This window comes from Methanoculleus caldifontis (assembly GCF_032842345.1).
Taxonomy (GTDB): Archaea; Halobacteriota; Methanomicrobia; order Methanomicrobiales; family Methanoculleaceae; genus Methanoculleus; species Methanoculleus caldifontis.
Window position 1 is genome coordinate 1419386 of sequence record NZ_WBKO01000001.1, and the last position, 23479, is coordinate 1442864.

Below are 23479 nucleotides of genomic sequence, written 5' to 3' on the forward strand. Positions count from 1 at the left end.
GGCAGAAGTAGGCCGCCTTCCTGCCAAAAAGAAGGTGTTTCCGGGCTCCCCGGAGGGCCGGTGCGCCTACAGCGTCTCGCTACCGTAGAGGTAGGGCCTGAGGGCCTTCGGGATGGTGACCGACCCGTCCTCGTTCTGGTAGTTCTCGAGGATCGCCCTTATCGCACGGGAGGTCGCGATCGCGGTGCTGTTCAAGGTATGCAGGTAGCGCTTCTCGGTGAACTCAACGGGATCGCGCACCTTGATGTTCAGCCGGACCGCCTGGTAGGCCGTGCAGTTCGAACAGGAGACCGCCTCGCGGTAGCACTCCTCCCGCGGCATCCAGACCTCGAGGTCGTACTTCTTCGCGGCGACGGTCCCGATGTCCCCCGTGCAGATCAGGACGACCCGGTAGGGGAGGCCGAGCTGCTGGAAGACCGCCTCGGCGTTCGCGAGCAGCTCCTCGTGGAGATCCCAGGACTGCTCCGGTGTCGCGTAGACGAACTGCTCCACCTTGTGGAACTGGTGGACGCGGAAGAGCCCTTTCGTATCGAGCCCGTGCGCCCCGATCTCGCGCCGGAAGCACGGGCTCAGGCCCGCCAGCCGGAGCGGCAGGCCCTTCTCCTCGAAGATCTCGTCGCTGTACATCGCGGCCATCGGGTGCTCGCTCGTCGCGATCAGGTACTCGTCCTCGCCGTCGACCTTGTACATGACGTTCTCGAAGTCGGCCAGATCGGTCACACCCTCGTATGCGGCCCGGTTCATCATGTAGGGGGGGATGATCGGGGTGTATCCGCGCTCGACGAGGAGGTCCATCACAAACCGCTGGAGTGCCATATCGAGGAGGGCGAGCCTCCCCTTCAGGAAGTAGAACCCGGCCCCGGAGATCTTTGCTGCGCGTTCGAAGTCCGCCCAGTCGTGCTCGACGGCGAGCGCCCCGTGGTTCTTCAGATCGAATGCGGGGATCCGCGGTTCGCCCCACCGCCGGACCTCGACGTTCTCGGTGTCGTCTTTCCCTACGGGGACGCTCTCGTGGAGGATGTTCGGGAGCCGCATCAGGCGGTACGTCACCGCTTCGGTGAGCGTATCGCGCTCCATCTCCGCCTCCTTGATCCGTCCGGGAAGACCCGCCGTCTCGGCGATGAGGTCTGCGGCATCCTTTCCCGCCTTTCTCGCCTGGCTGATCTCGCGGGATATGACGTTCCTCCGGTTGCGCAGGTCGCCGATCGCCACGGTGAGTTCCCGTGCCCTCCGGTCCATCTCCAGCACCTCGTCGATCCAGGTCAGCTTCTCGGTATCTCCTCTCTTGATGAGGTCTGCCCTGACGACATCGGGGTGCGCACGAACGAACTTCAACTCAAGCATGCTGTCTCTCTGTACATACTTTCGCCATGACGGTATATGGTCATGTTGCCCTCCCTGCAGGATGAGTGCGGGTGGCCTGCAGAAGAGCGCGTCCGGATCGCGTCCCGCCGCTCCCGCTCGAAACCGACCCCTTATAATTCCCGGTGCGCTAACTCATGTAGCATGGATAAGAACCAGAGGATCGTCCTGGTGGCGGGGGCTCTCATCACGCTGGGCCTGTTCTTCATCAACGTCTTCTTCGCCCTCATCGCGCTGGTCTGCGTGCTCGCCCTCCTGATGAGCATCCGTATCATGGGGGAGACTGGCAGCTTCCCGCTCGTCACCGTAGACCTCTCCGAGGATGCCCGCGAGGTCATCGTCACCAATACCGGCAATGCGAGAGCACAGAAGATCCGTGTCGCCCTCGTTCCGATGAACATCGATTTCGAGGTCCCCTCTCTCGAGCCGGACGAGGAGTCCGGGTTCAGCCTCGGCACCATGATCTCGGAGGCAAAAGCAGTCGTCTCCTACGAGGATGCCGCCGGCAGAAAGCATACCCGCTCGTACCCGCTCACGGCGCTCGGGGCCGGGCGCGACCCCACCGAGCCGATGTTCCCGATCTTCGGAAGCCGGTGAGGTTACCTGACGGCTTGGGGTGCCGGGAGTCCGTCGGGCGCCCCCTGTCTGTCGCGTATACCCCCGTGCATCCGGCCGGATCCCGGGGGAAAAAAGCGGGTTTTAGGATCTGAGGTAATCGAGCGTCCGCGCGAGTGCGGCCGTCAGTTCCTCTTCCTTCTGCGCATATTCAAAAAGCGCCCGGTAGAGCATGACGACGAGGTCGTAGCCGTAGACCTCGAAGGTCTCCTCCGGTGTCAGGGGAGAGAGGCAGGAGTCGACCCGGATCTCGGTGTTGGTATACATCACCTCGTAGAAGTTCCCGTCCGCGGAGAGGACGCATATCTGGGCATGGACCGGCATGGTCGGATCGTCCGGGCGATATGGGAGCGGATCGGTCTTGCCGAGGACGATCATCTTCTTCTCGTAGTAATCCTGCTCGTAGAGGTCTCCGGAGGCCTCCCGCTTTGCGCGCCGGAGCATCTCAAGGCCGATCCTTTCTACGGCCGGCGCCGTATCGGCGGCCATCCGCGCAAGGAGAGGGCCCATACTCTCCCGAACCTTCCCGGCCGACTCTTCCTTCTTTGCCTGCAGATCCTCGAGAGTCTCAAGGAGCCGGGCGTATCCCTCTTCGATGATCGGATCCATTGCTCACCTACTCTTGCGCCGGCCGGCATAAGCGCACCGGTTTGCCCTTTCAGTCGCCCTGCCGGAGGCGCTCGATGCCGAGGGCCCCCGCATACGCGACCGTGCTCACCAGGATGATCGTCGCCCCCGACGGGACGTCGATGAGGTAGGAGAGCCCGATCCCCGTCACGGTGAAGACGATGCCGAGGACGACGGCAAGAAGCATCATGCTCCAGATCCGCGTGGTGTAGAGGCGGCTGATCGCCGCCGGGAGCGTGAGGAGCGCGATCACGAGGATGATCCCCACCACCCGTATCAGCATCACCACCGTGAGGGCGATCAGCACGAGGAGGAGGAGCGAGAGCCGCTCGACCGGCAGGTTCATGACCGTCGCGTAGTCCGGGTCGAAGGTGACCGCCTGGAGTTCCCGGTAGAGAAGGGCCACGACGGCGACGATGATGGTGACGAGGACCGCCATCAGCAGGATATCGCCCTGCGGCACGAGGAGGATGTTCCCGAAGAGGTAGGAGAAGAGGTCGGGGGCGAACCCCGGTGTCAGGTAGACGAAGAGGATCCCGATAGCCATCCCTGCCGCCCAGACGGCGCCGATGAGCGTGTCCATCTTCTGCCGGGCACGGAGCTCGAGCGCGCCCATCCCGAGAGCCGTGGCCACGGTGAACCCGGTCGCGCCGAGGAGCGGGTCGATCCCGAGGTAGTAGCCGAGGCCGATCCCCCCGAAGGCCGCGTGGGAGATGCCGCCGCTGACCGAGACCATCCGCCGCACCACGACGTAGGTGCCGATGATCCCGCAGGCGACGCTCGCGAGCGCCCCGGCGATGAGCGCGTTCCTGAAGAACTCGTACCCGAGCACTTCGAGCATCTTACTCCTCCCGCGAGTGCTCCGGAAAGACCCGGTGCGGGACGCCGTGGGCGATCAGGTCCACCGGGCAGTGGTACGCGGCTTCGAGCATATCTGCCGTGATCTCGTTCGTGTCGTGCGTATAGAGGCGCCGGTTTAAGCAGGCGACCCGGGTCACGCGCTCCGGGATCACCCCGATGTCGTGGGTCACGAGGACGATCGCCATCCGGTCGCGGAGCCGATCGAGGATCCCGTAGAAATGGGCCTCCGTCGGGGCGTCCACGTAGACCGTGGGCTCGTCGAGGAGGAGCACCTTCGGGTCGCCGACGAGCGCCCGGGCGATGATCGCCCGCTGCTGCTCGCCGCCGGAGAGGTCGCGGATCTGCCGGTCGGCAAGGCCCGCGATGCCCATCGTCTCGAGCGCCTCCTCGGCCCGGGCCTGGTCTTCCTCACCGTAACGCCTTGGAAAGCGGGTGATGCGGCCGAGCCGGCCGGAGAGGACCATCTCCCGCACGGTGATCGGGTAGTCGAAGTCGAACGTCCGAAACTGGGGGACGTAGCCGAGGTTCTTGCGCATCGCCGCTCCGGTGCCGCCGAGGACCCGGATCTCGCCGCGGGAGGGGGGGAGGAGGCCGAGGATCACCCGCAGAAGCGTCGTCTTCCCGCCGCCGTTCGGCCCGATGATCGCGTAGAACTCCCGCGGGTGGACGGCGAGGCTCACGCCCTCGAGCACGGTCCGGCCGTGCAGCCTGACCCAGACGTCGTCTACCTCGATCACGGGACCGTCGCTCATGGGCTCCCGCTCTCCGCAAATGCCGCCGCCACGTGCCGCATGTTCGCGAGGTAATCCTTCTCGAGCGGACTTATCAGCACCACGGTCCCGCCGATCTCCCTCGCGATCACCTCGGCGCTCCGGGTGGAGTGCTCGGGCGACGCGAAGATCGTCCTGATGCCTTCCTCCCTTGCCTGCGAAACAAGGTGCTCTATCCTCTGCGGGGAGGGCTCTTTGCCCTCGCTCTCGATCGGGACCTCCTGCAGGTCGTAGTCCCTGGCGAGGTAGGCCCACGACGAGTGGTAGACCATGACCTTCTTCACCCCCGATTCGGCGATCGCATCGGCGATCCCGGCGTCGAGGGTGTCGAGTTCCGCCAGGTATGCTTCTGCGTTCCGGCGGTAGGCGTCGGCGTTCTCCGGGTCCGCCTCAATGAGGGCCTCGCGGATGTTCTCGACCATGACCTTCGCGTTCCGCGGGGAGAGCCAGATGTGCGGGTCGGTCCCGCCGTGGTGGTGCCCCTCTTCTGCGTGGTGGTGCTCTCCGGCCGAGATCAGGTCGATGCCGCGCGAGCAGTCGACGACCAGCATGTCGGGGTTTAAGGAGGCGATCTTATCCTTCCAGGCGAGCTCGAACTCTATCCCCGACCCCACCGGGGCGTAGACGTCCGCCTTCGCGACGGAGGCGAGGATGCCCGGCGGCGGTTCGTAGGTGTGCGGGTCGGCCCCCGCCGGCACCAGCAGGACCACGTGGACGTTCTCGCCCCCCACCCGTTCCACGAACTCCTGCTCGGGGGGTATGGTGACTGCGACGACGATCTTTCCGTCCTCTCTCTGTTCGGTTCCGGTGCACCCCGCCGAGGCTGCAGCCAGCAGAAGGACTGCCAGTGCGGCGCAGGCGAGCGATGACAGGGTTCGCCTGCCCTTATCCTGTGATGCCACGCGTCTCCACCTCCGGATTTGGTGTGAGTCTAAACATTCCCCTCTCCGGGTGTAAAAATGTTGTGCCGTCACCCCTGACGCCCGCAGGAAGGGCAGCAACAGTGGTCGTGCTCGATCTCCCCGCAGCCGCTCATCATCGGATGCCCGAGCGAAGAGCAGATCCTGTTCGTGAGATCCTTTGAGAAGCACTGCTCGATCCTCTCCGCCTCCCTGCAGGCTTCGTCGGGTTCGAGACCGTAGCGGCTGAGGACCAGGGCGACGATCCGGTGACGCCGGAGCAGGAACCGGGCGTAGTCGGTGCCGGCGGGAGTGAGCCGCACCCCGTGGTAGGGCGTATGCTCGATGTATCCCGCTTTCGCTATCTCCGTGAGGGCTTTTGTCACCGTCGAGGGCGCGACCGAGAACCTGACGGCGATCTCGGTCGTCTTCACGACGTCGCCCTGCATATGGATGAACTTGAGGTATTCGGCCTTCTTTGAGGAGAGTTCGTGCCCGCTGATCCCCTGCATGGGGGAATGGTATGACTCTCCCGGAAGAAAAATTTTCGGTAGGGCTAAACTTTATGGCCGGCCCCGTCCGGGATCAGCTCCCCGACGACGTAGTGCCGCCGGTTCTCCGTGATCACCGCTCTCCCCGAGAACCCGAACGGCAGGTCCTCTCTCACGACGACGTTGAGGTAACAGGGACTGCGGCAGATCGTCGAGCCCGGAGCGTTCTTCTCGGTCGCGACGACCGGTATCTCCCTCCCGATCCAGCGCTCGTTGTAGCGGTCGTAGATCCGGTTTGCCTCTGCAAGCAGTATCCGGGACCGGTCTTTCCGTATCCGCTCGGGAAGGTCTTTGAAGGCCGCAGCGGGCGTCCCCGGCCGCCGGGAGTAGCGGGTGATGTTCACCTTCACGAACGCCGCACGCTCGAGAAGTCCGAGCGTCTCACGGAACTCCTCTTCGGTCTCCCCCGGAAACCCGGTGATGAAGTCGGACGAGATCATCATCTCCGGGTAGCGCTCCCGGAACGCATCGACGATCCGGATCACGTCGGCGGCAGAATAGCCCCGCTGCATCCGCTCGAGAACGGTATCGGAGCCGGACTGGACGGGGAGATGGAGGAACCGGAAGACCTTCTCGCCTGCGCAGGCGTCGATGAGGGGGTCGAGGATCCCGAGCACCGAGGCCGGGTGCATCATCCCGAGCCTGACGGCGAACCGCCCGGGAACCCCTGTTATCGCCTGGAGGAGGTCGGGGAGCGATTCGCCCCGGTCGAGCCCCCAGGCGGCCACGTCCTGGCCGGTCAGCTGGATCTCGTATGCGCCCGACGCGGCAAGGCCACGGACGGCGTCGAGGATCTCGCCTGCGGATGCGCTCTTGAGCCTTCCTCGTGCGAGCCGGGTGATGCAGTAACTGCACCGGCCGAGGCACCCGCTCGCCACCTGCACCACGCCGATCGCTCCCGCACCGGGGGTGCCGACGGTGCCGGAGCGCTCGTGGATCTCGTCGGGGTGGATGAGGTGTGGGGTGCAGACCGACCTGATCCTCTCCATCTGGACGAGCGGCATGCACCCGGTCACGTAGAGGTCCCGGTCCGCGAAGACCGCAAGGCGCCGGAGCATCTTCCTCTCCGTCGCATCGATCACCGTGCAGGTGTTGACGATCACGGCCTCCGCGTCGTCCGGCCCGGTCAGCGTGCAGCCGAGACCTTCCAGTATCGCTTCGAGCCTCCGGGTATCGGCGTGATTGTAGGTGCAGCCGTAACTCTCGATGTAGATCGCTCTTCCCCGCAGGTCTTCAAGGGTCATGATGATCGACTCCCCGCGCGCGGCGGACGGCCGGCCCGGCCTTCCGACGGTCCGGTCCCCTCGCTCGCGGAAGGATGTTTTATCTCTCTCCCGGCCGGTTTTGTGCGGAGCACAATACTTAACCGCTGATATTACAACTTCTCTATTCAATGATTAAAATAGGGTTGCTGGGATGCGGCAACGTCGGGCATATTATCGCTGCGCACGCCGAGAGCATCCAGATTGTTGCGGTCTTCGATATCATCCCCGGCCGGGCGGCGGAGCTCGCGGCGCTCTGCCGTGCCCGGCCCTATACGGACTTCGACGCCTTCATGCGGGAGGACTTCTCGATCGTCGTGGAAGCCGCCTCCGTCGATGCCGTCCGGCGCTACGGAGAGGCGGTTCTCCGGGCAGGCCGGGATATCGTCGTCCTCTCCGGGGGAGCACTCGCGGACGAGGAGTTCCGCGAGCACCTCGTCGACGTGGCACGCGAGGCCGGAAAGAAGATCCGGATCCCGAGCGGCGCCATCGTCGGGCTCGACAACCTCAAGATCGGCCAGGTCTCGCCGCCGACAAAACTGCTTCTGCGGACGACGAAGCCCCCGGCCTCGCTCGGCCTCCCCGTCACGGAGCGGATGGAGATATTTAAGGGGCTGGCGCACGATTGTATAAAGCAATACCCGAAGAACATCAACGTCGCTGTAGCGCTGGGACTCGCTGCCGGCAGGGACGCCGACGTGGAGCTCTGGGTCGACCCTGCAGCGGAGAGGAACGTCCACGAGATCTTCGTCGAGGGCGACTTCGGAGACATCTACGTCCGGGTCAGGAATGTCCCGAGCCCGGACAACCCTGCGACGAGTTATATGGCAGCCCTCTCGATCCTGACGCTCTTGAAGAACCTCGAGAACCCTCTGGTGGTGGGGACATAGCAATGGACCAGGAGATTCGTGCGCTCAAAGCCGAAAAGAACGCCGTCGTCATGGCGCATAACTACCAGCCTCCCGAGATCCAGGCGCTCGCCGACGTCGTGGGCGACAGCCTCGAACTCGCGGTGAAGGCGAAAGAGAGCCGGGCGGACCTGATCGTCGTCTGCGGCGTCCGGTTCATGGCCGAGACGGCGAAGATCCTCAACCCGGAGCGGAAGGTGGTCATCCCGGTAAAGGACGCGGGCTGCCCCCTTGCCGACTTCCTGACCCCCGACCTGATCAGAGAGGCGCGGGGGCGGCACCCCGATGCGGCCGTTGTGGTCTACATCAACAGCACGGCGGAGAGCAAGGCGCTTGCCGACATCACCTGCACCTCCGCAAACGCGGTCAGGGTCGTCGCGTCGCTCCCAAACGATACGATCCTCTTCGGGCCCGACGCGAACCTCGCTGCATACGTCCAGCGGCAACTCCCCAAAAAGACTATCATCCCTCTGCCGCCCGGCGGCCACTGCTACGTCCACGCCGGGTTCACCCTTGCCGACGTCGAGTCAGCCAGAACGATGGGCGGCAGGATCGTCTGCCACCCCGAGTGCCCGCCCGAGGTCCAGGCAGAGGCCGATCTCATAGCCTCCACGGGTGGCATGGTCCGCGGGGCCGCCGCCGGCGGAGACGAGCCCTGGTCGGTCTTCACCGAGCGGGACATGGTCTCCCGTCTCCGGACCCTCTACCCCGGAAGGGTCTTTTACGAGAAACCCGAGGCTATCTGTGCCGATATGAAGAAGATCTCCCTCGCCGACCTCCGGCGGGCGCTTGAGTCCGGGGAGCACGAGGTCGTCCTCCCCACCGAAGTCATGGACCGGGCACGGCAGGCGATCGAGCGGATGATCGCCGTCGGGGCGTGAGCGGCATGATCCCGATAGAAGACCTGCTCCGGTTCATCCGTGAAGACGCACCGTGGGGCGACGTCACCTCCGAGACGGTCGTCCCCGATATCGCCTGCCGGGCGGTGGTCCGGGCGAAGGACCGGGGAATCGTCGCCGGCCTTGAAGAGGCGCGAAGGCTCTTTGAGCACTTCGGGGTCACGGTCCGCGAGCATACCGTCGACGGCAGGAAGGTCGCGCCGGGTGAGATCCTCCTCGAACTCGACGGGCCGGCGAGGGCGGTCCTCCTCGTCGAGCGGACGGCGCTCAATATCGTCGGGCGGATGAGCGGGATCGCGACCCGGACCCGGGAGGCGGTCGATGCCGTCCGTGCGGTCTCGCCGCGGGTCCGGGTCGCCGCCACCCGGAAAACTGTACCGGGGCTCAGGATGCTCGACAAGAAGGCGGTGGTGCTCGGCGGGGGCGATCCGCACCGCTACTCTCTCTCGGACATGGTCCTGATCAAGGACAACCATCTCGCCCTGGTGCCCCTCCCGGAGGCCGTCCGGCGGGCGAAGAGCGAGAGCCTCTACCGGACGGTCGAGGTGGAGGTCGAGACCGTCGAGGAGGCGGTCATTGCCGCCGGTGCCGGGGCCGATATCGTCCTGCTCGACAACATGACGGCAGACGCGGTCCGTGAGGCTGTCCGGGTGCTCACCGACCGGGGCCTCCGGGAACGGGTGGCGCTCGAGGTCTCCGGGGGCGTCGCCGCCGCCGACCTTGCCGGGTACGCCGTAACCGGGATCGATATCATCAGCATGGGCGCGCTCACCCATACCGTCAGGAACTTCGACGTGAGCCTGGATATTCTAAAAGGGGCAGGGACGGTCCGGATTCCGTGACCGCCGCCGGGAGACGGGCGGGGATCAGGAGATCTCCGGCGTCTCCTCCATCGTGAGTTCGTCGAGAAACGGCATGACCCCTTTGACGTAGGGCACGGAGTTTCCTTCCCGCATCGTGATCTCCCCGTAGGCAACGATCTCCACGACCAGCGGGAGTTCGTCCAGGCGGCGGGTGAAGAGGGGGTCCGACTCGGCGGCGAACTGGAGGAACGCCTCCAGCCTGATGAACGGGCGTTCGAGGTCCGGGACATCCTCGTACTCCTGCAGGTCTTTTCGGAGCGTGGAGTCCCGGGCCAGATCTTCCTCGAAGTAGAGAAAGACCTGGAAGTTGTGGCGTTTTCCGAGCGTATTCAGATCCCTGATGTCGATCTTCGCCCCCGGGGCGATACCAAGACGTTCCAGGTCCGGGGGAAACGCCGTACCCTCCGGTGTGCCGGTCGGACTCTCCATACTATGGTGATGGCCGGGAAAGTAGAAAAATGCACCTCCCTGCCGGGGCGCCGGGCCGGGCAAAACCTTATACTCCGGCGGCCCAAGATGGGCCGGAGGTAGCCTATGGCAGGGAGGGATTCGTCGATACCGGGAGACGAGACCGGCGGCCCCGGCAGGGAGACGAGGCTTCATCGTTACCTCGCCATGCTGGAGTCCGGAGACCTCAACGACCGCTGGCGGGCCGCGGAAGCCCTCGGTGAGATGGGCGACCGGCGTGCGGTGCAGCCCCTGATCCGGGCGCTGGACGACGAGTTCGTCGACGTGCGGTGGAAGGCGGCGAAAGCCCTCGGCCTCCTCAACGACCGCGAATCCGTGCTCCCGCTGATACGGGGCCTGGAGGATAGGAGTCCCTGGGCCAGGGCGGGGTCGGCATGGGCGCTCGGCAAAATCGGCGATCCCCGGGCGGTCGAACCGCTGATCCGGGTGCTCGGCGATGAAAAACCCCGTGTCCGGATCACGGCGGCCCGGGCGCTCGGCCGGATCGGCAACCCGCGGGCCCGGGAACCCCTGGCCCGCCTCCTCGGCGACGCAGACCGCGATGTCAGGGTTGCCGCCCGGGAGGCCCTCGACGACATCCCGACCGAGCGGGAGATCCCGAGTGTCTGACGGGCAGCCGCCCGGGGTTTGAGCAGATCCCTGGTGCTGGATGCCGGTAGTGGCGTCTCCGTTTCGCATGTGTTTATAACATAGTAACGACCTCTCTTATCTGGCCGATTATTACGATCAGTTTATATACTCATTCTGGTGTCCGGGGGTACGTCATATGGATCTCTTCATGAAATGTGCAATTGAGGAAGCAGAGGCGGGGCTGCAGGAAGGCGGGATTCCCATCGGTTCGGTGCTGGTGCGTAACGGCCGGATCGTCGGGCGGGGGAGAAACCGCCGGGTCCAGTGCAACGATCCCATCCTCCACGCTGAGATTGACTGTCTGAGAAACGCAGGGAGGATCGGCTCATACGCCGGCTGTACGCTCTACTCGACGCTGATGCCCTGCTACCTCTGTGCGGGAGCGATCGTCCAGTTCGGGATCGGCAAAGTCGTGGCGGGAGAGTCGACAAACTTTTCCGGGGCACGAGAGTTTCTCGAGTCCCACGGCGTCGAGGTCCTCGACCTGGATCTCGATGTCTGCAAGGCGATGATGGGGACGTTCATCGAGAAGCATCCCGAGCTCTGGTATGAGGATATCGGAGATCTGTGAGGAGGAACTATGGCTGAAAGTCCGGTGCTTCGCTACGCCGCCGTTGCGGTCGTCTTCCTCCTCATCGGAGCCGGGATAGCCCTTGCGGCCGCACCCCGGTCCGCCGGGTCCGGTGATGACGCCGGGGCCGACCGGGATACGCTCTTCCAGGTCTCGACGATCGATGCGCTCCTGCAGGGCATGTACGACGGCAGCCTGACGTTCGATGAACTTGCAACGTACGGGGATCTCGGGATCGGGTGCGGCGACCGGCTGGACGGGGAGCTCGTCGGCGTCGACGGGGAATGGTACCTGATCCGGACCGACGGCCGGGCCTACCCGGTCACCGGGAGCGCGACGACGCCGTTTGCGGCCGCGACCTTCTTTGACCCGGACCTCACGATCACGGTCGGGGAGCCGACCAACCTGACCGGGTTCGGGCGCCACCTGGAGGCAGAGCTCCCGTCCAGGAACCTCTTTTACGCGATCCGGATGGATGGCACCTTCCCCAGGGTCGTGACCCGGAGCGTGCCCGTCCAGGAGAAGCCTTACCCGCGGCTCGCCGACGTGACGGCAAACCAGACGGTCTTCACGTTCGAGAACGTCACCGGGACCGTCGTCGGGTTCTGGGCCCCTGAACTGGTGAAGGGGATCAACGTGCCTGGCTACCATCTCCACTTCATCACGAGAGACCGCACCGCCGGCGGGCATCTGCTCGATATGACGGTGCCTGAAGACAGCGTCGTGCAGATCGACGTCACGACGAACTTCACCATGGTCCTCCCTGGGGCCGGCGACTTCTGGACGGTCGACCTATCAGACGATCTCTCAGACGACCTCGAGCGGGTTGAGAAATAGTCCCTGCCCGTCAGTGAGGCGCTCCCGCTCCCCCTGCTTTTTTCCCCTCGTATAAAGACCGCGCCGCCCGGCACGTTCTCCCTGGAACGGGAAGAGACGGAACGCGGGGTGCCCCTGCCGGAAAAAAGTAGATGGTTACCGGACGATCAGCAGCGGCGGCCTGACCGCGCCGCCGATCCCCTCGATCAGGGCGCTGAGCCGGGTCTTCCCGCTCCTGCCGAAAGCGCCCATGACGACCAGCCCGTAGCCGTTGGAGTTCGCCTCTTTGAGCACCTCATCCCTGGCGTTGCCTTCCACGACCTTCGCGGAGGCCCGGACCCTCTCTCCCGCTGCGCGGGAGATGATGTGGCTCTGATCGTCCTGAATGCTCTTACGCATATCGGCCCAGATCCGGCCTTCGTAGTCCTTCAACTGGGCACAGATACCGCTCTGGGCGCAGAAGTTGAACGCCAGCGCCTTGGCCTCCGCGATATCCAGCACCGAGAAGAGGACTATCTCGGCGTTCTTCCGCTTTGCCAGTTCAATCGCGTGGAAAGCCGCTTTCTGGCTCCACTTCGAACCATCGATGAGCACGAGAATCTTCATGTCACTCACACCGCAAATTTCAGCCAGAGCATAACGAATCCTACTGCCACCGTCACGAAGAGGACCAGCATCCCGACCTTCAGGAACTCGATGAAGGAGATGTTGATCCCCTCACGCTCGGCGATACCGATGACGACCACGTTTGCCGACGCCCCGATGGCGGTCCCGTTTCCGCCGAGGCACGCACCGAGGGCGAGCGACCACCAGAGCGGGTAGACGTCCATCGTCGTTCCCATGTCGTGGATGAGCGGGATCATCGCCGCGGTCAGGGGGATGTTGTCCACGATCGCCGAGGCGATAGCTGCAAACCAGGCCACGATGAACATCGCCTCGCCGGTCGAGTCGACGTTCTCGACCATCACCGAGGCGATGCTCGAGATGATCCCGGTCTCGACGAGGGCGCCGACGATGACGAAGAGCCCGCCGAAGAAGAAGAGGGCCGGCCACTCGATCTTCTCGAATATCTCCTCCGGCGACTGCCGGCTCCAGAAGAGGATGATCGCCGCCCCGATCAGGGCCACCTCCGCAGGTTCAAGCCCCATCGCCGGATCGACGAACGGCAGGACGACGTGCAGGAACTCGCCGATCCTGTCGTGGATGAAGAAGAGGAAGACCACGAAGGCGATGACGGCCACCGACTTGTTGAAGAGCGACCGATCGACGATCGCCGCCCGCTCGTCGAGGCCGTCGAGCGTCCGGACCATCTCTTTCCGCTCGTCGGGGCTCACCCTCATCGAGCGCCCGTAGATGACGTACATCATCAGGAGGAGGATCACCATGTTGACGATCATGATGGGGCCGAGGTGGATCAGGAACTCGTTGAAGGTCAGTCCCGCCGACGACGCGATCATGATGTTCGGCGGGTCGCCGATGAGCGTCGCGGCCCCGCCGACGTTGGAGGCGAAGATCTCCGTGACCAGGAACGGGATCGGGTTGAGGTTCATCACCCTCGCGACGTAGAGGAGCATCGGCGTGAGGAGAAGGACGGTGGTGACGTTGTCGAGGAACGCGCTCACCACCGCGGTCACGAGCGCAAAGAGGACAAGCACGCGGATGGGACTCCCTCTCGCGAGTTTCGTCGTCTTTATCGCGATGAACTCGAAGAGACCGCTCCCGCGGGCGGTGTTGACGATGATCATCATCCCGAGAAGTAAGAAGATCGTCCCGAAATCCACATGTTCGAGAAGCGATTCCCACGGGACGATCCCGAGGAAGACGACGATCGCCCCCCCGAGCATGGCGGCAACCGCCCGATGGATCCTCTCATCGATGATGAGCGCATAGGTGAAGAGAAAGACCGCTACGGCGATCAGTGCAAGTGCTTCCATTCAGGCACCGTCAGTAGATGAGCGCAGGCGTCTCAACCTGCTGGCAGATGCGCAGGACGACCGGGCTGATGGAGTCGCTGGTCGCTTCACCGTCGGCATAGCACCGGCAGAGCGCCACCATGTCGTGGTTCTTTGCCATGCGGATGACGTCGTCGCCCTTATGCCCGACAAAGATCCGCGTCCGGGTCGAGAATCCGTGCTCTTCGAGCCTTGCCGCCGTCTTATCGAGGATATTCCTGCCAGTCTCTTCCTTCCTGGCCCGGAACTCTTCCGCGGCTGCCTGGTCGAGTGCCTGCTCGAGGATCGCGACCACCGTGGCATCGGTGATATAGGCGAGCGAGATGGTGGCATTGTAGGCAGAGAGCACGTCCATGGCTTCGTCGGTGAGATCATGGACGAAGAGGTCGAGCGGCATCAGGATAGACCGGACCTCCGGGACGAGCGTCTCCTCGTCGGTCAGCAGAAACTCGCTGTAGTCCTTGAGGACCGCATCGTAGCGCCTCCCGACGATGTCTTTGAACTTTCGCTGAATCAAGGAAGAAGAGTATCCCATCGCAGATCACTCCTAGGTTTTCCGGAACAGTCGTTTAATACTTTTGCTCTGCCGGGCCGGCAGGGCTCTTCCTGCCCTGCCGGGAGAAGGGGAGTGGAGATCGCGGCAGGAGAGGGACAACGGGGCTTGCAGTCACTCCTTTCCCCGTAACCCGGGCGTCTCCGTGCAGGCCGGACAGAGCATCTTCCTCTTCCGGTCCAGTTCGTCGAGCGTCCGCGGCCGGAACATCACGCACTCGGGGTTATCGCAGTGGTCGAGGCCGAGGAGGTGCCCGATCTCGTGCGCTCCCTCCTTTGCGGTCCGGTCGATCAGGTCGGCATCGTCCGGTCTCCTGCCGTAGTACTCGTTCCCGAAGCGGGCGGTCGAGACGACGGCGACACCGCTCGCCGGCCTTGCGAGGCCGAAGACGAAGTCGCACGCACCGACGTAGAGGTCGCGGGAGGTGACGAGGAGCAGCGGGCCGGAGATTGCGTACCTGCGGGTGACGGTGTCCTGCAGGCGATCCAGGATCTTTTGAGCATCGTGCTGGTTGCGGTTTCTGTCGTAGCCGTCGATGAGGAGCGGGTACTCGACGAACCTCGTCTCTCGACCCAGGATCATCGTGATCGACCGGGCGACCGGGAGTTCGAGGCCTTCCGGCGCCTGACGGTCCCAAAGAATATTGATGCCCATTACCTAATCTCTGGGTAATGTGTCAGTATAAACATATTGAACGGAGTATCGGGGAGTATATCGCCGCCCGCTATCGCCGTGCCGTGGAGGTGGGGATCGGCAACAACCCCGACGCTGCGCGGATCGTCGCGGCTGCCGGGGCCCTCGCCCTCTGCACCGACATCCGGCCCGGCATCCGGCACGAGGGTCTCACTGTCGTGACCGACGACGTCTTCGAGCCCGATCTCCGGCTGTATGCGGGTGCGGACCTGATCTACGCCGTCCGCCCCGGCGTGGAGATGGTCCCGCCGCTGATTGCGCTTGCCCGCCGGATCGAGAGCGACCTCCTGGTCTACCACCTGGGGTGCGAGATCTACGAGGACGGCGGCGAGGTCCTGGACTGCGGCCCGGTCCTCCTCCACCGCTACCACCGCCGCCCTTAAAAGAGCGTCGCCTGGCCCGGCGGAGGGTTCTCGCGGGTCTCTTTCGTATCGGCAGGAGGTTCTTCGTCCCCGGCCTTCCTGCCCTTCTTCTCCTTCGTGGGCGCTTTCTCTTTGCCGGACGTCTTCTTCTCTTTCGCCTTCTCCTCTTTTGCCACGTCCTTGACCACCTTCGCGGCCCGGGTTTTGTCGTGTATGAAGAGGTTCAGTTCGTCGGCGTCGAGCCCGAACTCGCGGACGTAGCCCGCCGGGTCCTGCTCGACCAGGATGCCGATCGCGGTGAAGAAGTCCTCCCGGAGAGCATCCTCCGGGATATGGGTCATCTCGCTGAGCTTCCGGGTCAGGCCTGCCCGGACCATCTTCTGTTTCTTCGATGCCCCCATCTTCTGCCAGCGTGACGGCGGCATGATGCGGCCGTGGATACCGGCCCCGCCGGCGGCGTCGGCGACGCCGAGGAGCATCACGGCGCTCGCGTACCGCCAGAGGGTGTAGTACTGCCGCCGGTAGGTCCGGCCGATATACTCGTCTGCCCTCGAGAGGCAGGCGTAGCCCTGCGCCTTTGAGGCGAGATCGGGCATCTGGTCGAGGTTCCCTTCGAGCCACTGCTCGACGGCGTCGGGGGTGTCCTCGACCTCCACGGCCATGCGGAGCAGCTCGGCGTCTCTGCGCCCCTTGAACACCCCGCCGACAAGTTCGAAGATGGTGGACCGCTCGTCCTTTGAGGAGGTTTGGACGTCGCCCGCCACGAGGCGGTCTCTCCCGATGGCCGCGGCATAGAGCATGTTCACGGCGGCCCGCATGTCGCCGCCGGCGGCGTCGGCGATCCCCTCGAGCGCGGCAGGATCGCATGCCACGCCCTCCGCGGCGCAGATCTGGCGGAGGCGGGGGACGATCGAGCGGGCCTGGAGCGCCCGGAACTGCACCGGCTCCGTGGCGGTCTTGAGTTCTTTCGTGAGGGAGTAGTAGTCGTTTGCGATCAGGATGATCGGCTGTCTTGATTCGGCGATGATCTCCACGATCGCCTTCGCCCCGCCCCGGTCCGCCTGCCCGTGCAGGTTGTCGGCCTCGTCGAGCAGGATGAGTTTCCGGCTCGCGCCGGAGAGGCTGGCCGTGGTGGACCCCGAGCCCGCCACCCGCTCGAGGGCTGCCTTGGTCCGCTGGTCGGAGGCGTTCAGTTCCACGACCTCCCAGTTCATGTCGTTTGCGAGGGCGTGGGCGCTCGATGTCTTCCCCGTGCCGGGCTTCCCGTAGAGGATGAGCGGCTTCTTCTGCCGCGACCAGTCCTGCGCCCACTCGTACATCTGCCTGACGGCCCCGGAGTTCCCCACGACGTCCTGGAGGTGTTGCGGCCTGTACTTCTCCGTCCAGTCCATACCGATCTATTCGGTGCGGCGCATCAAAAATCCGACCCCGGGAGTGATGCGGCGATCTGTGCAGCCCGGCAGGCCCCTCTCCGGGATTGGGGGCGGTCTGGTCTGCGCCGTTGCCATCGGCTCCCAGAACAGAGTGCATAATACCGGTGAATCAAATACATTATCTCTGATGAGGCTGAATAGCATAAAGAAAAGTAGATTGTTGGTGTTCTTGTGGTGAAGGATTGCTCCACCGATACGGTAGCACAGGCCGTCAGGGAATACGAGGGCGTCACCCGGAAGAAGATGATCGGGAACATGATCCGGTCTCTCCGCATCGAGAGCCCCGATGTCGTCGCCTCGTTCGGTGAGGATGCCGCTGTCATCCGGCATAACGCGGAGGATGCGCTGCTGCTCGCGGCAGACGGTATCTGGAGCAGACTCATGGAGGCCGACCCGTTCTGGGCGGGATACTGTGCCGTGCTCGTGAATGTTCACGACATCGCCGCCATGGGAGGAAGGCCCGTTGCGATGGTCGATATCCTCTCCGCCACGGACGACCGTATTCGCGACGAGGTGACCCGGGGGATGGTCGCCGCGTCCTCGCAGTTCGGGGTCCCGATCGTGGGCGGGCACCTGCACCCGGAGACGCCCTACAGCGTCGTGGACGTCGCGATCCTCGGGACGGCCCGGATGGACCAGCTCATCTTCTCGAACACGGCAGAGGAAGGGGACCGGGTGATCGCAGCGATCGACCTCGACGGCCGGGTGCACCCGTCGTGCTGCTTCAACTGGGACTCCGTCACGATGAAGTCGGCGGAGGCGGTGCGGGCCCAGATCCGGGTGATGGAGGACCTGGGGAGAGAGCACCTGGTGACGGCCGGCAAGGACATCAGCAACCCGGGGGTGATCGGGACCCTCGGCATGCTCCTTGAGGTGAGCGAGAAGGGCGCGGTGATCGACCTCGAGGCGATTCCCCGCCCGGACCTCGCGGCGATCGATCTCCCCTTCGAACAGTGGGTGCGCATGTATCCCGGCATGGGGTTCATCCTGACCGCAAAGGAGGAGCACGTGGAGGAGGTCTGCCGCCGGTTTGCCGCGGTCGGCATGGCGGCGTCCGCGATAGGCGAGGTCGACGGGAGCAGGCGGCTCGCCGTCAGGTACCTGGACCGGGAGACCCAGGTCTTCGATCTCGACCATAACGGCATCATGCGCATCTTCTCCGAAGGGGAGACATGCCGGTAAGGGTCGGGCTCGGGGCGGCGTCCCCTGACGAAAAGATCCTCGCGACCGTCCGGGCGGTCGCGGGGGAGGTCGATCTCATCATTTTTTCCTGTCCGGGTTCTATCGGTTCGTTCGGGGACGGCGTGACGGTCGTCGAGGCAGGGCATCCTGAAGAGGCCCTGATCGAGGCCCTCGCCGAAGGTCGGATCGATGCCGCCGTCAGGGGCACTCTCGCCGCCTCGTCCACGCTGAAAGCCCTCAAACGGGCCGAGAGCGTCGACCACCTGGAGCGGATCGCTCTCCTCGAGACCGCCGGCGGGCACCTCTTCCTCCTTGCCCCGGTCGGGGTCGACGAGGGCTGGACGGTGCAGGAGAAGGTCCGGTTCGTCGAGCGCGGCCGGGAGATCGCGCGGAGTTTCGGCCTCGCCGGGGGGGTGGCGGTCCTCTCGGGAGGAAGGCTCGGCGATATCGGGCGGCACCCGGTCGTCGACCGGACGATGGCGGACGCCGAACTCGTTGCCCGCCTGACCGGGGCGGAGCATACCGAGATCCTGATCGAGGAGGCGGCAGGGAGGTACGGGATGATCGTCGCTCCCGACGGGATCTCCGGGAACCTGATCTTCCGGACGCTCACGTTCCTCGGAGCCGGCGTCGGGCACGGTGCTCCGGTCGTAAATATCGATGATATTTTCGTGGATACGTCGCGCGCCTCACCAGATTATACGAATGCAATAATGCTCGCGAAATCTCTGGCAGAATCAAGATGCCGCTGAATCGTGGCGTCATAACCTGAAAGGGCCGATCTCCTGCGTCATTCCAATCGACACAGTTTTGTGCCGGGTATCCGGATGCCCTCTCCATATGCATCCCCGATGGAGAAGAGAAACGCAAATATTGGAGATCAACCCGAAATGTTTTTATACTAACTCATACACCTCTTTTTAGAGGTGGAATTAGATATGGCAGACCTACCTATTGCTGCGGTTGTACGTATCGCAAAGAAGAATGGTGCTGAGAGGGTCGGCAGCGACGCTGCTGCCGCACTCGTTGTGAAGGCCGAGGCATACATTGCCGAGCTGACCAAGGAAGCCAACAGGCTTGCCCAGCACGCAGGACGCAAGACGATCAAGGCAGAAGACGTCGATCTCGCGGTCAAGTCCGCGTAATTCGACCGATCTCTCTTCTCTTTACCGGGGGCTCATCAGGCCCCCTTCTCAGGTCTCGTGCATCGTCAACATCAGACGATGCCGTGTCTGTCGTACCAGGGACCCGCGCTCCGTTTGCGCTTGCAAGTCGCACCTGACGGTGCTCATGCTCCTGCCCTACAGGCAGTCGCACTTCGCGTGAGGCACTATCGTTATCCGCACCAGCTACCTCACGCGAAGTGCGAGCGTAGCGAGCTTGAGAAGCCATCAGGCTTCGAGCCGCGAAGAACGCGAAGGGGAGTTTCTGATGTTGCCAATTCTTCGTTGGAGCGCCGCGTGAGACCACATCGTTGCCAGGTGCTAACTTAGCGGAGTGCCGGAACGGGAGCATGTAGTGATACCTGCTTCTCATCGTCAGACGGCCGGCCGCCGCGCTGGTCTCCCCCTAAACGCTTCTCTCTGCGATTTCGGCCGTGTTACGGCACGAAGTGATGAAATGAGATGATCCCGGCGGAGCATGGCCTCTGCGGCCCGCTACGCCGCTCTGGTGCCAACGGCCGGCGCCCGCGCCCGCGGCACCCCGAAAAAAAGTCGTTATGCCCCTCTGGTTCAGAGGGTTCCCTTGGTGCTCGGCACGTCCCCGCCGACCGCGGGGTCGATCGCCACGGCCGCGCGGAGGGTCCGGGCGAACGCCTTGAACGCCGCCTCGCAGACATGATGGTCGTTCCGGCCCGTCGCCGTGATGTGGGCGGTGATCCCCGCCTTCGTGCAGAGGCTGTAGAAGAAATGCTCGATGAGGTCGCCGGGGATGCCCCCCGGTCCCGCCGGCGAGAAGTCGGCCGCAAAGACGAGGTAGCCCCGCCCGCCCACGTCGAGCGCCACCCGCGCGAGCGCCTCGTCCATCGGGACGGCGGCGTCGGCGAACCGGGTGATCCCCCTCCCGTCCCCGACCGCCTCGGCAAGGGCCGCGCCGAGGACGATCCCGATGTCCTCGACGGTGTGGTGTGCGTCCACGGGGAGGTCGCCGGTCGCCCGGACGGTGAGATCCATCCTGCCGTGCCGGGCAAACGATGTCAGCATGTGGTCGAAGAATGGTATCCCGGTCTCGATCGCCCCCGCCCCGCTCCCGTCGAGGTCGAGGGAGAGGCTGATATCGGTCTCCTTCGTTTTCCGGCGGATCTCACTCTTTCGCATGCGCCGCCTCCAGAACCTCGGGGAGGTGCACCTTCCCCGCGTAGAGGGCCGAGCCGAGGACCGCCCCGGCCGCCCCCGCATTCCTGAGCGCCCGGACATCCGCGGCGGCCGAGATCCCACCCGAGACGACGACCGGGACCCGTGCTCTCGCGAGGAGGTCTTTCACGGGCTCGATGGCGATCCCCTGCTGGAGCCCCTCCACGTCCACGTTCGTGTAGAGGAGGGCTCCCGCGCCGAGGGCCTCGAACCGCTCCGCCCAGGCAAGGTAACTGCCGGCCGGCTGCTCCCAGCCCTCGATCATCACCTCGCCGCCCCGGGCATCGATCCCGGGCATCACCCGCTCGCTCCCGAACTCGTCGGCGAGCGTCTTAATCACTTCCGGTGAGCGGACGGCGAGGGTCGAGAGGATCACCCGGTCGACGCCGGTATCGAGCCACCCGGCGGCGTCCTCCACGCTCCGGATCCCGCCGCCGAGTTCGACGAACGCGTTCGTCTCCTTAATAAGGTCCCGGATCAGGTCGGCGTTCTTCTGCGCCCGCCCGAACGCCCCGTCCAGGTTGACGATATGGAGGCCGTCCGCCCCCAGGTCAAGCCACCGGCGTCCCCAGGCGGCCGGTTCCCCGTAGACCGTCGCCGCCTCCGGCCGCCCCTGCACGAGCTGTACACATCGCCCGTCCAGGATATCGACTGCAGGATAGATCTCCATGCTCTCAGCGTATGATCCGTTCAATGGGCATGACTAATATGTCTTTTGCGCCCGCTCGCTTCAGCTGGTTGATCAACTGATAGACCCGCTCCTCTTTGACGACGGCGTGAACGGCGACCAGGTTCTCGTCGGATGCCACGTCCATCACCGTCGGGCCGGAGAGGCCGGGCAGTACCTGCCGGACATCCGCAAGGGCGCTCCGGTGGACGTTCATCATCAGGTAGCACTGCCCCTTCGCCCGGATGACGCTCTCGAGGGCGAGGACGAGCTCGTCGATCTTCTCCCTCTTTGCCGCGAGCGAGGCGGGGTTTGCGACCAGGATCGTCGTGGAGGTGAGGACCTCCTCGATGACGCGGAGGTGGTTCGTCCGCAACGTCGTCCCCGACGAAGAGAGGTCGACGATGGCGTCGGCGATACCGAGATGCGGCGTCGCCTCGCAGGCCCCGCCGACGGTGACCACCGTCACGTTGATCCCCCGTCCGGCAAAGAACGAGCGGGTGATCGCGGGGAACTCTGTTGCCACCGTCGCCCCGTCGAGATCGGCGACGGCCTCGATACCGGACTCCTCCGGCACGGCGACGACGAGCGTCGCCTTCCCGGTCTGGAGGTCAAGGACCTGCTCGACTGTTGAACCCCGCTCCATGACCATATCCCTCCCGGTAATACCGAGGTCGGCGACGCCGCTCGCCACGTACTCAGGGATATCGATCGGGCGGGCGAAGAGGATCTCCACGTTCGGATCGCGGGTCCGGGTGATCAGCCGGCGCTCTCCTCCTTCGGCAAGATGGAGGCCGCTCTTCTCGATCAGGTCGTTGATCGGCCCGGCGATTCTCCCCTTGTTCGGGATGGCGAGACGGACGAGTCCGGGTCCGGGCCCGGGCTCCCGGGATGATGGTTTCGTCATGGGTTACGACAACTCCGGAGATTCAGAGAAGATCAGAAGGTGGAGAGTTCTCCCCTGATGACCTTCTCGGTGATGGTGGTGGTCTTCTCCAGCCACGCGTCGATGACCCCCTCGACGTCGGGCTTGATGGACTTGATGTCATAGCCGGGCTTCGCGAGGATCTGGGCGCTTGCCACGTGGGGCTGGTCGATCGGGTAGCCGATCTGGGAGAGGATACGGACGTACATCTCCTCGATGCCGTCGACCTCCTTGACACAGTCCTGCGCGATCTGGGTCGCGAGGAGGTTGTAGATCTTGCCGATGTGGTTGATCGGGTTCTTGCCGCTCGTCGCCTCCATGCTCATGGGGCGGTTCGGGGTGATCAGCCCGTTCGCGCGGTTGCCGCGGCCGACGGACCCGTCGTCGCCCATCTCGGCAGAGGTTCCCGAGACCGTCAGGAAGATACTGCCGGCATCGAGGTCGTCGGCGGTGTTGATCGCGACGTTGACCTTCCTCTTCGTAAACTGCTTCGCAACGGCGGTGATCTGCTCCGTCAGCACGTTCTTCTGCTCGACGTACTCGGTGATGCTCGAGCAGTAGCGGTCCACGAACGCCATCGCGATCGTGAGGGTGATGGCGTCGCCGTCGCGCAGGCACATGATCTTGCAGTCCTGGCCGACCACGGGGCACTTCGGGCGGAGGGTGTTGTCGATATACGCCGCGACGCCCCTGACGATGCTCTCCGCCTCACTGAACGGCGCGTGCCCGACACCGAACGAGGTGTCGTTCGCCCGCGGGACCTTGCCCGCGCAGGACCGGAAGACGTCCTGCAGATCGGTCGACCCCTTCCCCATCCGGCAGTCGACGATGATGTCGCGCTCCATGTTGATGGTGGGGAGGATCTTCCTGACGTAGTCCCGTGCCGCCTCGACGGCGATCGCGTCTGCGGGGATGTTTGCGCCGTTGAAGGTCTTCGTGGCCCTGCCCGAGATGAGGAAGTAGATCGGCCTCGTGATCCGGCCGCCGCCGAACTTCGGGATCGACTCTCCCGCCACGACCTCGCCCTGGTCGGTATTGTGGTGCAGGACGCTGCCGCACTCCTCGAGATACGACCTGCTGAGCGCCCGGCTGATCGACTCCGCGATGCCGTCTGCGAGGCTGTCGGGGTGGCCAAGGCACTTCCTCTCCACCAGTTCTATCCGCTGCTTCTCGATCGGGATCTGGTCAAGCCCTTCTACGCTGATATTCCTGGTCATCAAATCCACCGTAGTTCTAAACTATGATAAGAGAAATGA

28 protein-coding genes are annotated in these 23479 nt (G+C 64.4%); 11 read left to right on the forward strand and 17 right to left on the reverse strand.

The window, feature by feature from the left end:
• Positions 1 to 66: 66 nt before the first annotated feature.
• Positions 67 to 1344 carry a serine--tRNA ligase gene (gene serS, locus F8E02_RS07160; protein ID WP_317064802.1) on the reverse strand — a complete coding sequence of 426 codons (1278 nt, stop codon included), beginning with the start codon at positions 1342 to 1344 and terminating at the stop codon, positions 67 to 69.
• 162 nt (positions 1345 to 1506) lie between these two features.
• Here serS and F8E02_RS07165 point away from each other — a divergent pair, with 162 nt between their 5' ends.
• Positions 1507 to 1959, forward strand: a complete 453-nt coding sequence (locus F8E02_RS07165) for a hypothetical protein (RefSeq protein ID WP_317064803.1) — start codon at positions 1507 to 1509, stop codon at positions 1957 to 1959.
• A 102-nt stretch (positions 1960 to 2061) separates the two neighbouring features.
• Here F8E02_RS07165 and F8E02_RS07170 read toward each other — a convergent pair whose 3' ends face one another.
• The 6 genes from F8E02_RS07170 to F8E02_RS07195 form a co-directional block, all read right to left on the reverse strand.
• Positions 2062 to 2586, reverse strand: a complete 525-nt coding sequence (locus F8E02_RS07170; protein WP_317064804.1) for a hypothetical protein — start codon at positions 2584 to 2586, stop codon at positions 2062 to 2064.
• Between the two features lie 49 nt (positions 2587 to 2635).
• On the reverse strand, positions 2636 to 3445 hold the full coding sequence (locus F8E02_RS07175) for a metal ABC transporter permease (RefSeq protein WP_317064805.1): 810 nt from the start codon (positions 3443 to 3445) through the stop codon (positions 2636 to 2638).
• A 1-nt stretch (position 3446) separates the two neighbouring features.
• Positions 3447 to 4217: a metal ABC transporter ATP-binding protein gene (locus F8E02_RS07180; protein WP_317064806.1), complete on the reverse strand. Its 771-nt coding sequence runs from the start codon at positions 4215 to 4217 to the stop codon at positions 3447 to 3449.
• Positions 4214 to 5137 (reverse strand): metal ABC transporter solute-binding protein, Zn/Mn family, encoded by a 924-nt coding sequence (locus tag F8E02_RS07185; protein ID WP_317064807.1) that lies wholly within the window; start codon positions 5135 to 5137, stop codon positions 4214 to 4216. Before F8E02_RS07185 ends, F8E02_RS07180 begins: the two co-directional genes overlap by 4 nt.
• 68 nt (positions 5138 to 5205) lie before the next feature.
• Positions 5206 to 5646, reverse strand: coding sequence for a metal-dependent transcriptional regulator (locus F8E02_RS07190; RefSeq protein ID WP_317064808.1), 441 nt, complete (start codon positions 5644 to 5646; stop codon positions 5206 to 5208).
• Positions 5647 to 5690: 44 nt separating this feature from the next.
• A complete protein-coding gene (locus F8E02_RS07195) occupies positions 5691 to 6929 on the reverse strand; it encodes a tRNA (N(6)-L-threonylcarbamoyladenosine(37)-C(2))-methylthiotransferase (protein WP_317064809.1) in 1239 nt (412 codons plus the stop codon).
• Between the two features lie 149 nt (positions 6930 to 7078).
• Between F8E02_RS07195 and nadX the strand changes: the two genes are divergently transcribed.
• From nadX to nadC, 3 genes are read left to right on the forward strand one after another with little or no spacing between them, the layout of a single operon-like run.
• Positions 7079 to 7837, forward strand: coding sequence for an aspartate dehydrogenase (gene nadX, locus F8E02_RS07200; protein WP_317064810.1), 759 nt, complete (start codon positions 7079 to 7081; stop codon positions 7835 to 7837).
• Between the two features lie 2 nt (positions 7838 to 7839).
• Positions 7840 to 8736 carry a quinolinate synthase NadA gene (nadA, locus tag F8E02_RS07205; RefSeq protein ID WP_317064811.1) on the forward strand — a complete coding sequence of 299 codons (897 nt, stop codon included), beginning with the start codon at positions 7840 to 7842 and terminating at the stop codon, positions 8734 to 8736.
• 5 nt (positions 8737 to 8741) lie between these two features.
• Positions 8742 to 9596: a carboxylating nicotinate-nucleotide diphosphorylase gene (gene nadC / locus F8E02_RS07210; RefSeq protein ID WP_317064812.1), complete on the forward strand. Its 855-nt coding sequence runs from the start codon at positions 8742 to 8744 to the stop codon at positions 9594 to 9596.
• A 24-nt stretch (positions 9597 to 9620) separates the two neighbouring features.
• On the opposite strand, the gene F8E02_RS07215 is transcribed toward nadC, so the two are convergent.
• Complete coding sequence (locus F8E02_RS07215; protein WP_317064813.1) at positions 9621 to 10046, reverse strand: hypothetical protein; 426 nt, start codon at positions 10044 to 10046, stop codon at positions 9621 to 9623.
• Positions 10047 to 10151: 105 nt separating this feature from the next.
• Between F8E02_RS07215 and F8E02_RS07220 the strand changes: the two genes are divergently transcribed.
• The 3 genes from F8E02_RS07220 to budA all read left to right on the forward strand — a co-directional run bounded on the left by F8E02_RS07220 (position 10152) and on the right by budA (position 12123).
• Positions 10152 to 10694: a HEAT repeat domain-containing protein gene (locus F8E02_RS07220; RefSeq protein ID WP_317064814.1), complete on the forward strand. Its 543-nt coding sequence runs from the start codon at positions 10152 to 10154 to the stop codon at positions 10692 to 10694.
• A gap of 157 nt (positions 10695 to 10851) precedes the next feature.
• On the forward strand, positions 10852 to 11286 hold the full coding sequence (locus tag F8E02_RS07225) for a nucleoside deaminase (protein WP_317064815.1): 435 nt from the start codon (positions 10852 to 10854) through the stop codon (positions 11284 to 11286).
• 9 nt (positions 11287 to 11295) lie between these two features.
• Positions 11296 to 12123 carry an acetolactate decarboxylase gene (gene budA, locus F8E02_RS07230; RefSeq protein WP_317064816.1) on the forward strand — a complete coding sequence of 276 codons (828 nt, stop codon included), beginning with the start codon at positions 11296 to 11298 and terminating at the stop codon, positions 12121 to 12123.
• Between the two features lie 135 nt (positions 12124 to 12258).
• On the opposite strand, the gene F8E02_RS07235 is transcribed toward budA, so the two are convergent.
• From F8E02_RS07235 to F8E02_RS07250, 4 genes are all read right to left on the reverse strand, one after another.
• On the reverse strand, positions 12259 to 12708 hold the full coding sequence (locus F8E02_RS07235; RefSeq protein WP_317064817.1) for a universal stress protein: 450 nt from the start codon (positions 12706 to 12708) through the stop codon (positions 12259 to 12261).
• 5 nt (positions 12709 to 12713) lie between these two features.
• Entirely contained in the window at positions 12714 to 14036 is a 1323-nt protein-coding gene (locus F8E02_RS07240) for an ArsB/NhaD family transporter (protein ID WP_317064818.1), read from the reverse strand.
• Between the two features lie 10 nt (positions 14037 to 14046).
• A complete protein-coding gene (locus F8E02_RS07245; RefSeq protein WP_317064819.1) occupies positions 14047 to 14571 on the reverse strand; it encodes a universal stress protein in 525 nt (174 codons plus the stop codon).
• 150 nt (positions 14572 to 14721) lie between these two features.
• Positions 14722 to 15261, reverse strand: coding sequence for an archaemetzincin family Zn-dependent metalloprotease (locus F8E02_RS07250; RefSeq protein WP_317064820.1), 540 nt, complete (start codon positions 15259 to 15261; stop codon positions 14722 to 14724).
• Positions 15262 to 15278: 17 nt separating this feature from the next.
• Here F8E02_RS07250 and F8E02_RS07255 point away from each other — a divergent pair, with 17 nt between their 5' ends.
• Positions 15279 to 15683, forward strand: coding sequence for a UPF0146 family protein (locus tag F8E02_RS07255; protein ID WP_317064821.1), 405 nt, complete (start codon positions 15279 to 15281; stop codon positions 15681 to 15683).
• Here the strand turns inward: F8E02_RS07255 and F8E02_RS07260 are convergent.
• Positions 15680 to 17053: a replication factor C large subunit gene (locus F8E02_RS07260; protein WP_317064822.1), complete on the reverse strand. Its 1374-nt coding sequence runs from the start codon at positions 17051 to 17053 to the stop codon at positions 15680 to 15682. The two genes, F8E02_RS07255 and F8E02_RS07260, sit on opposite strands and share 4 nt — an antisense overlap.
• Before the next feature lie 213 nt (positions 17054 to 17266).
• Here F8E02_RS07260 and F8E02_RS07265 point away from each other — a divergent pair, with 213 nt between their 5' ends.
• The 3 genes from F8E02_RS07265 (at position 17267) to F8E02_RS07275 (ending at position 19422) form a co-directional block, all read left to right on the forward strand.
• Positions 17267 to 18277: a methanogenesis marker 2 protein gene (locus F8E02_RS07265; RefSeq protein WP_317064823.1), complete on the forward strand. Its 1011-nt coding sequence runs from the start codon at positions 17267 to 17269 to the stop codon at positions 18275 to 18277.
• Entirely contained in the window at positions 18268 to 19029 is a 762-nt protein-coding gene (gene mtxX, locus F8E02_RS07270; RefSeq protein WP_317064824.1) for a methanogenesis marker protein Mmp4/MtxX, read from the forward strand. The genes F8E02_RS07265 and mtxX overlap by 10 nt, the downstream gene beginning before the upstream one ends.
• Positions 19030 to 19215: 186 nt before the next feature.
• Positions 19216 to 19422 (forward strand): histone family protein, encoded by a 207-nt coding sequence (locus F8E02_RS07275; RefSeq protein WP_317064825.1) that lies wholly within the window; start codon positions 19216 to 19218, stop codon positions 19420 to 19422.
• 588 nt (positions 19423 to 20010) lie between these two features.
• Here the strand turns inward: F8E02_RS07275 and hisB are convergent.
• From hisB to F8E02_RS07295, 4 genes are read right to left on the reverse strand one after another with little or no spacing between them, the layout of a single operon-like run.
• Positions 20011 to 20595: an imidazoleglycerol-phosphate dehydratase HisB gene (hisB, locus tag F8E02_RS07280; protein ID WP_317064826.1), complete on the reverse strand. Its 585-nt coding sequence runs from the start codon at positions 20593 to 20595 to the stop codon at positions 20011 to 20013.
• The gene (hisA, locus tag F8E02_RS07285) at positions 20582 to 21301 is read right to left on the reverse strand and encodes a 1-(5-phosphoribosyl)-5-[(5-phosphoribosylamino)methylideneamino]imidazole-4-carboxamide isomerase (protein ID WP_317064827.1); all 720 of its coding nucleotides are present in this window, start codon (positions 21299 to 21301) and stop codon (positions 20582 to 20584) included. Before hisA ends, hisB begins: the two co-directional genes overlap by 14 nt.
• A 4-nt stretch (positions 21302 to 21305) precedes the next feature.
• Complete coding sequence (gene hisG, locus F8E02_RS07290; RefSeq protein ID WP_317064828.1) at positions 21306 to 22205, reverse strand: ATP phosphoribosyltransferase; 900 nt, start codon at positions 22203 to 22205, stop codon at positions 21306 to 21308.
• A gap of 32 nt (positions 22206 to 22237) precedes the next feature.
• Positions 22238 to 23440 carry a methionine adenosyltransferase gene (locus tag F8E02_RS07295; RefSeq protein ID WP_317064829.1) on the reverse strand — a complete coding sequence of 401 codons (1203 nt, stop codon included), beginning with the start codon at positions 23438 to 23440 and terminating at the stop codon, positions 22238 to 22240.
• Between the last annotated feature and the right edge of the window lie 39 nt (positions 23441 to 23479).

Excerpts from the sequence above, each read along its gene's own strand:
- serS (WP_317064802.1), bottom strand. The coding sequence starts at position 1,344 with ATGCTTGAGTTGAAGTTCGTTCGTGCGCACCCCGATGTCGTCAGGGCA.
- F8E02_RS07165 (WP_317064803.1), top strand. The coding sequence starts at position 1,507 with ATGGATAAGAACCAGAGGATCGTCCTGGTGGCGGGGGCTCTCATCACG.
- F8E02_RS07170 (WP_317064804.1), bottom strand. The coding sequence starts at position 2,586 with ATGGATCCGATCATCGAAGAGGGATACGCCCGGCTCCTTGAGACTCTC.
- F8E02_RS07175 (WP_317064805.1), bottom strand. The coding sequence starts at position 3,445 with ATGCTCGAAGTGCTCGGGTACGAGTTCTTCAGGAACGCGCTCATCGCC.
- F8E02_RS07180 (WP_317064806.1), bottom strand. The coding sequence starts at position 4,217 with ATGAGCGACGGTCCCGTGATCGAGGTAGACGACGTCTGGGTCAGGCTG.
- F8E02_RS07190 (WP_317064808.1), bottom strand. The coding sequence starts at position 5,646 with ATGCAGGGGATCAGCGGGCACGAACTCTCCTCAAAGAAGGCCGAATAC.
- F8E02_RS07195 (WP_317064809.1), bottom strand. The coding sequence starts at position 6,929 with ATGACCCTTGAAGACCTGCGGGGAAGAGCGATCTACATCGAGAGTTAC.
- nadX (WP_317064810.1), top strand. The coding sequence starts at position 7,079 with ATGATTAAAATAGGGTTGCTGGGATGCGGCAACGTCGGGCATATTATC.
- nadA (WP_317064811.1), top strand. The coding sequence starts at position 7,840 with ATGGACCAGGAGATTCGTGCGCTCAAAGCCGAAAAGAACGCCGTCGTC.
- nadC (WP_317064812.1), top strand. The coding sequence starts at position 8,742 with ATGATCCCGATAGAAGACCTGCTCCGGTTCATCCGTGAAGACGCACCG.
- F8E02_RS07215 (WP_317064813.1), bottom strand. The coding sequence starts at position 10,046 with ATGGAGAGTCCGACCGGCACACCGGAGGGTACGGCGTTTCCCCCGGAC.
- F8E02_RS07220 (WP_317064814.1), top strand. The coding sequence starts at position 10,152 with ATGGCAGGGAGGGATTCGTCGATACCGGGAGACGAGACCGGCGGCCCC.
- F8E02_RS07225 (WP_317064815.1), top strand. The coding sequence starts at position 10,852 with ATGGATCTCTTCATGAAATGTGCAATTGAGGAAGCAGAGGCGGGGCTG.
- budA (WP_317064816.1), top strand. The coding sequence starts at position 11,296 with ATGGCTGAAAGTCCGGTGCTTCGCTACGCCGCCGTTGCGGTCGTCTTC.
- F8E02_RS07235 (WP_317064817.1), bottom strand. The coding sequence starts at position 12,708 with ATGAAGATTCTCGTGCTCATCGATGGTTCGAAGTGGAGCCAGAAAGCG.
- F8E02_RS07240 (WP_317064818.1), bottom strand. The coding sequence starts at position 14,036 with ATGGAAGCACTTGCACTGATCGCCGTAGCGGTCTTTCTCTTCACCTAT.
- F8E02_RS07250 (WP_317064820.1), bottom strand. The coding sequence starts at position 15,261 with ATGGGCATCAATATTCTTTGGGACCGTCAGGCGCCGGAAGGCCTCGAA.
- F8E02_RS07255 (WP_317064821.1), top strand. The coding sequence starts at position 15,279 with ATGTGTCAGTATAAACATATTGAACGGAGTATCGGGGAGTATATCGCC.
- F8E02_RS07260 (WP_317064822.1), bottom strand. The coding sequence starts at position 17,053 with ATGGACTGGACGGAGAAGTACAGGCCGCAACACCTCCAGGACGTCGTG.
- mtxX (WP_317064824.1), top strand. The coding sequence starts at position 18,268 with ATGCCGGTAAGGGTCGGGCTCGGGGCGGCGTCCCCTGACGAAAAGATC.
- F8E02_RS07275 (WP_317064825.1), top strand. The coding sequence starts at position 19,216 with ATGGCAGACCTACCTATTGCTGCGGTTGTACGTATCGCAAAGAAGAAT.
- hisB (WP_317064826.1), bottom strand. The coding sequence starts at position 20,595 with ATGCGAAAGAGTGAGATCCGCCGGAAAACGAAGGAGACCGATATCAGC.
- hisA (WP_317064827.1), bottom strand. The coding sequence starts at position 21,301 with ATGGAGATCTATCCTGCAGTCGATATCCTGGACGGGCGATGTGTACAG.
- hisG (WP_317064828.1), bottom strand. The coding sequence starts at position 22,205 with ATGACGAAACCATCATCCCGGGAGCCCGGGCCCGGACCCGGACTCGTC.
- F8E02_RS07295 (WP_317064829.1), bottom strand. The coding sequence starts at position 23,440 with ATGACCAGGAATATCAGCGTAGAAGGGCTTGACCAGATCCCGATCGAG.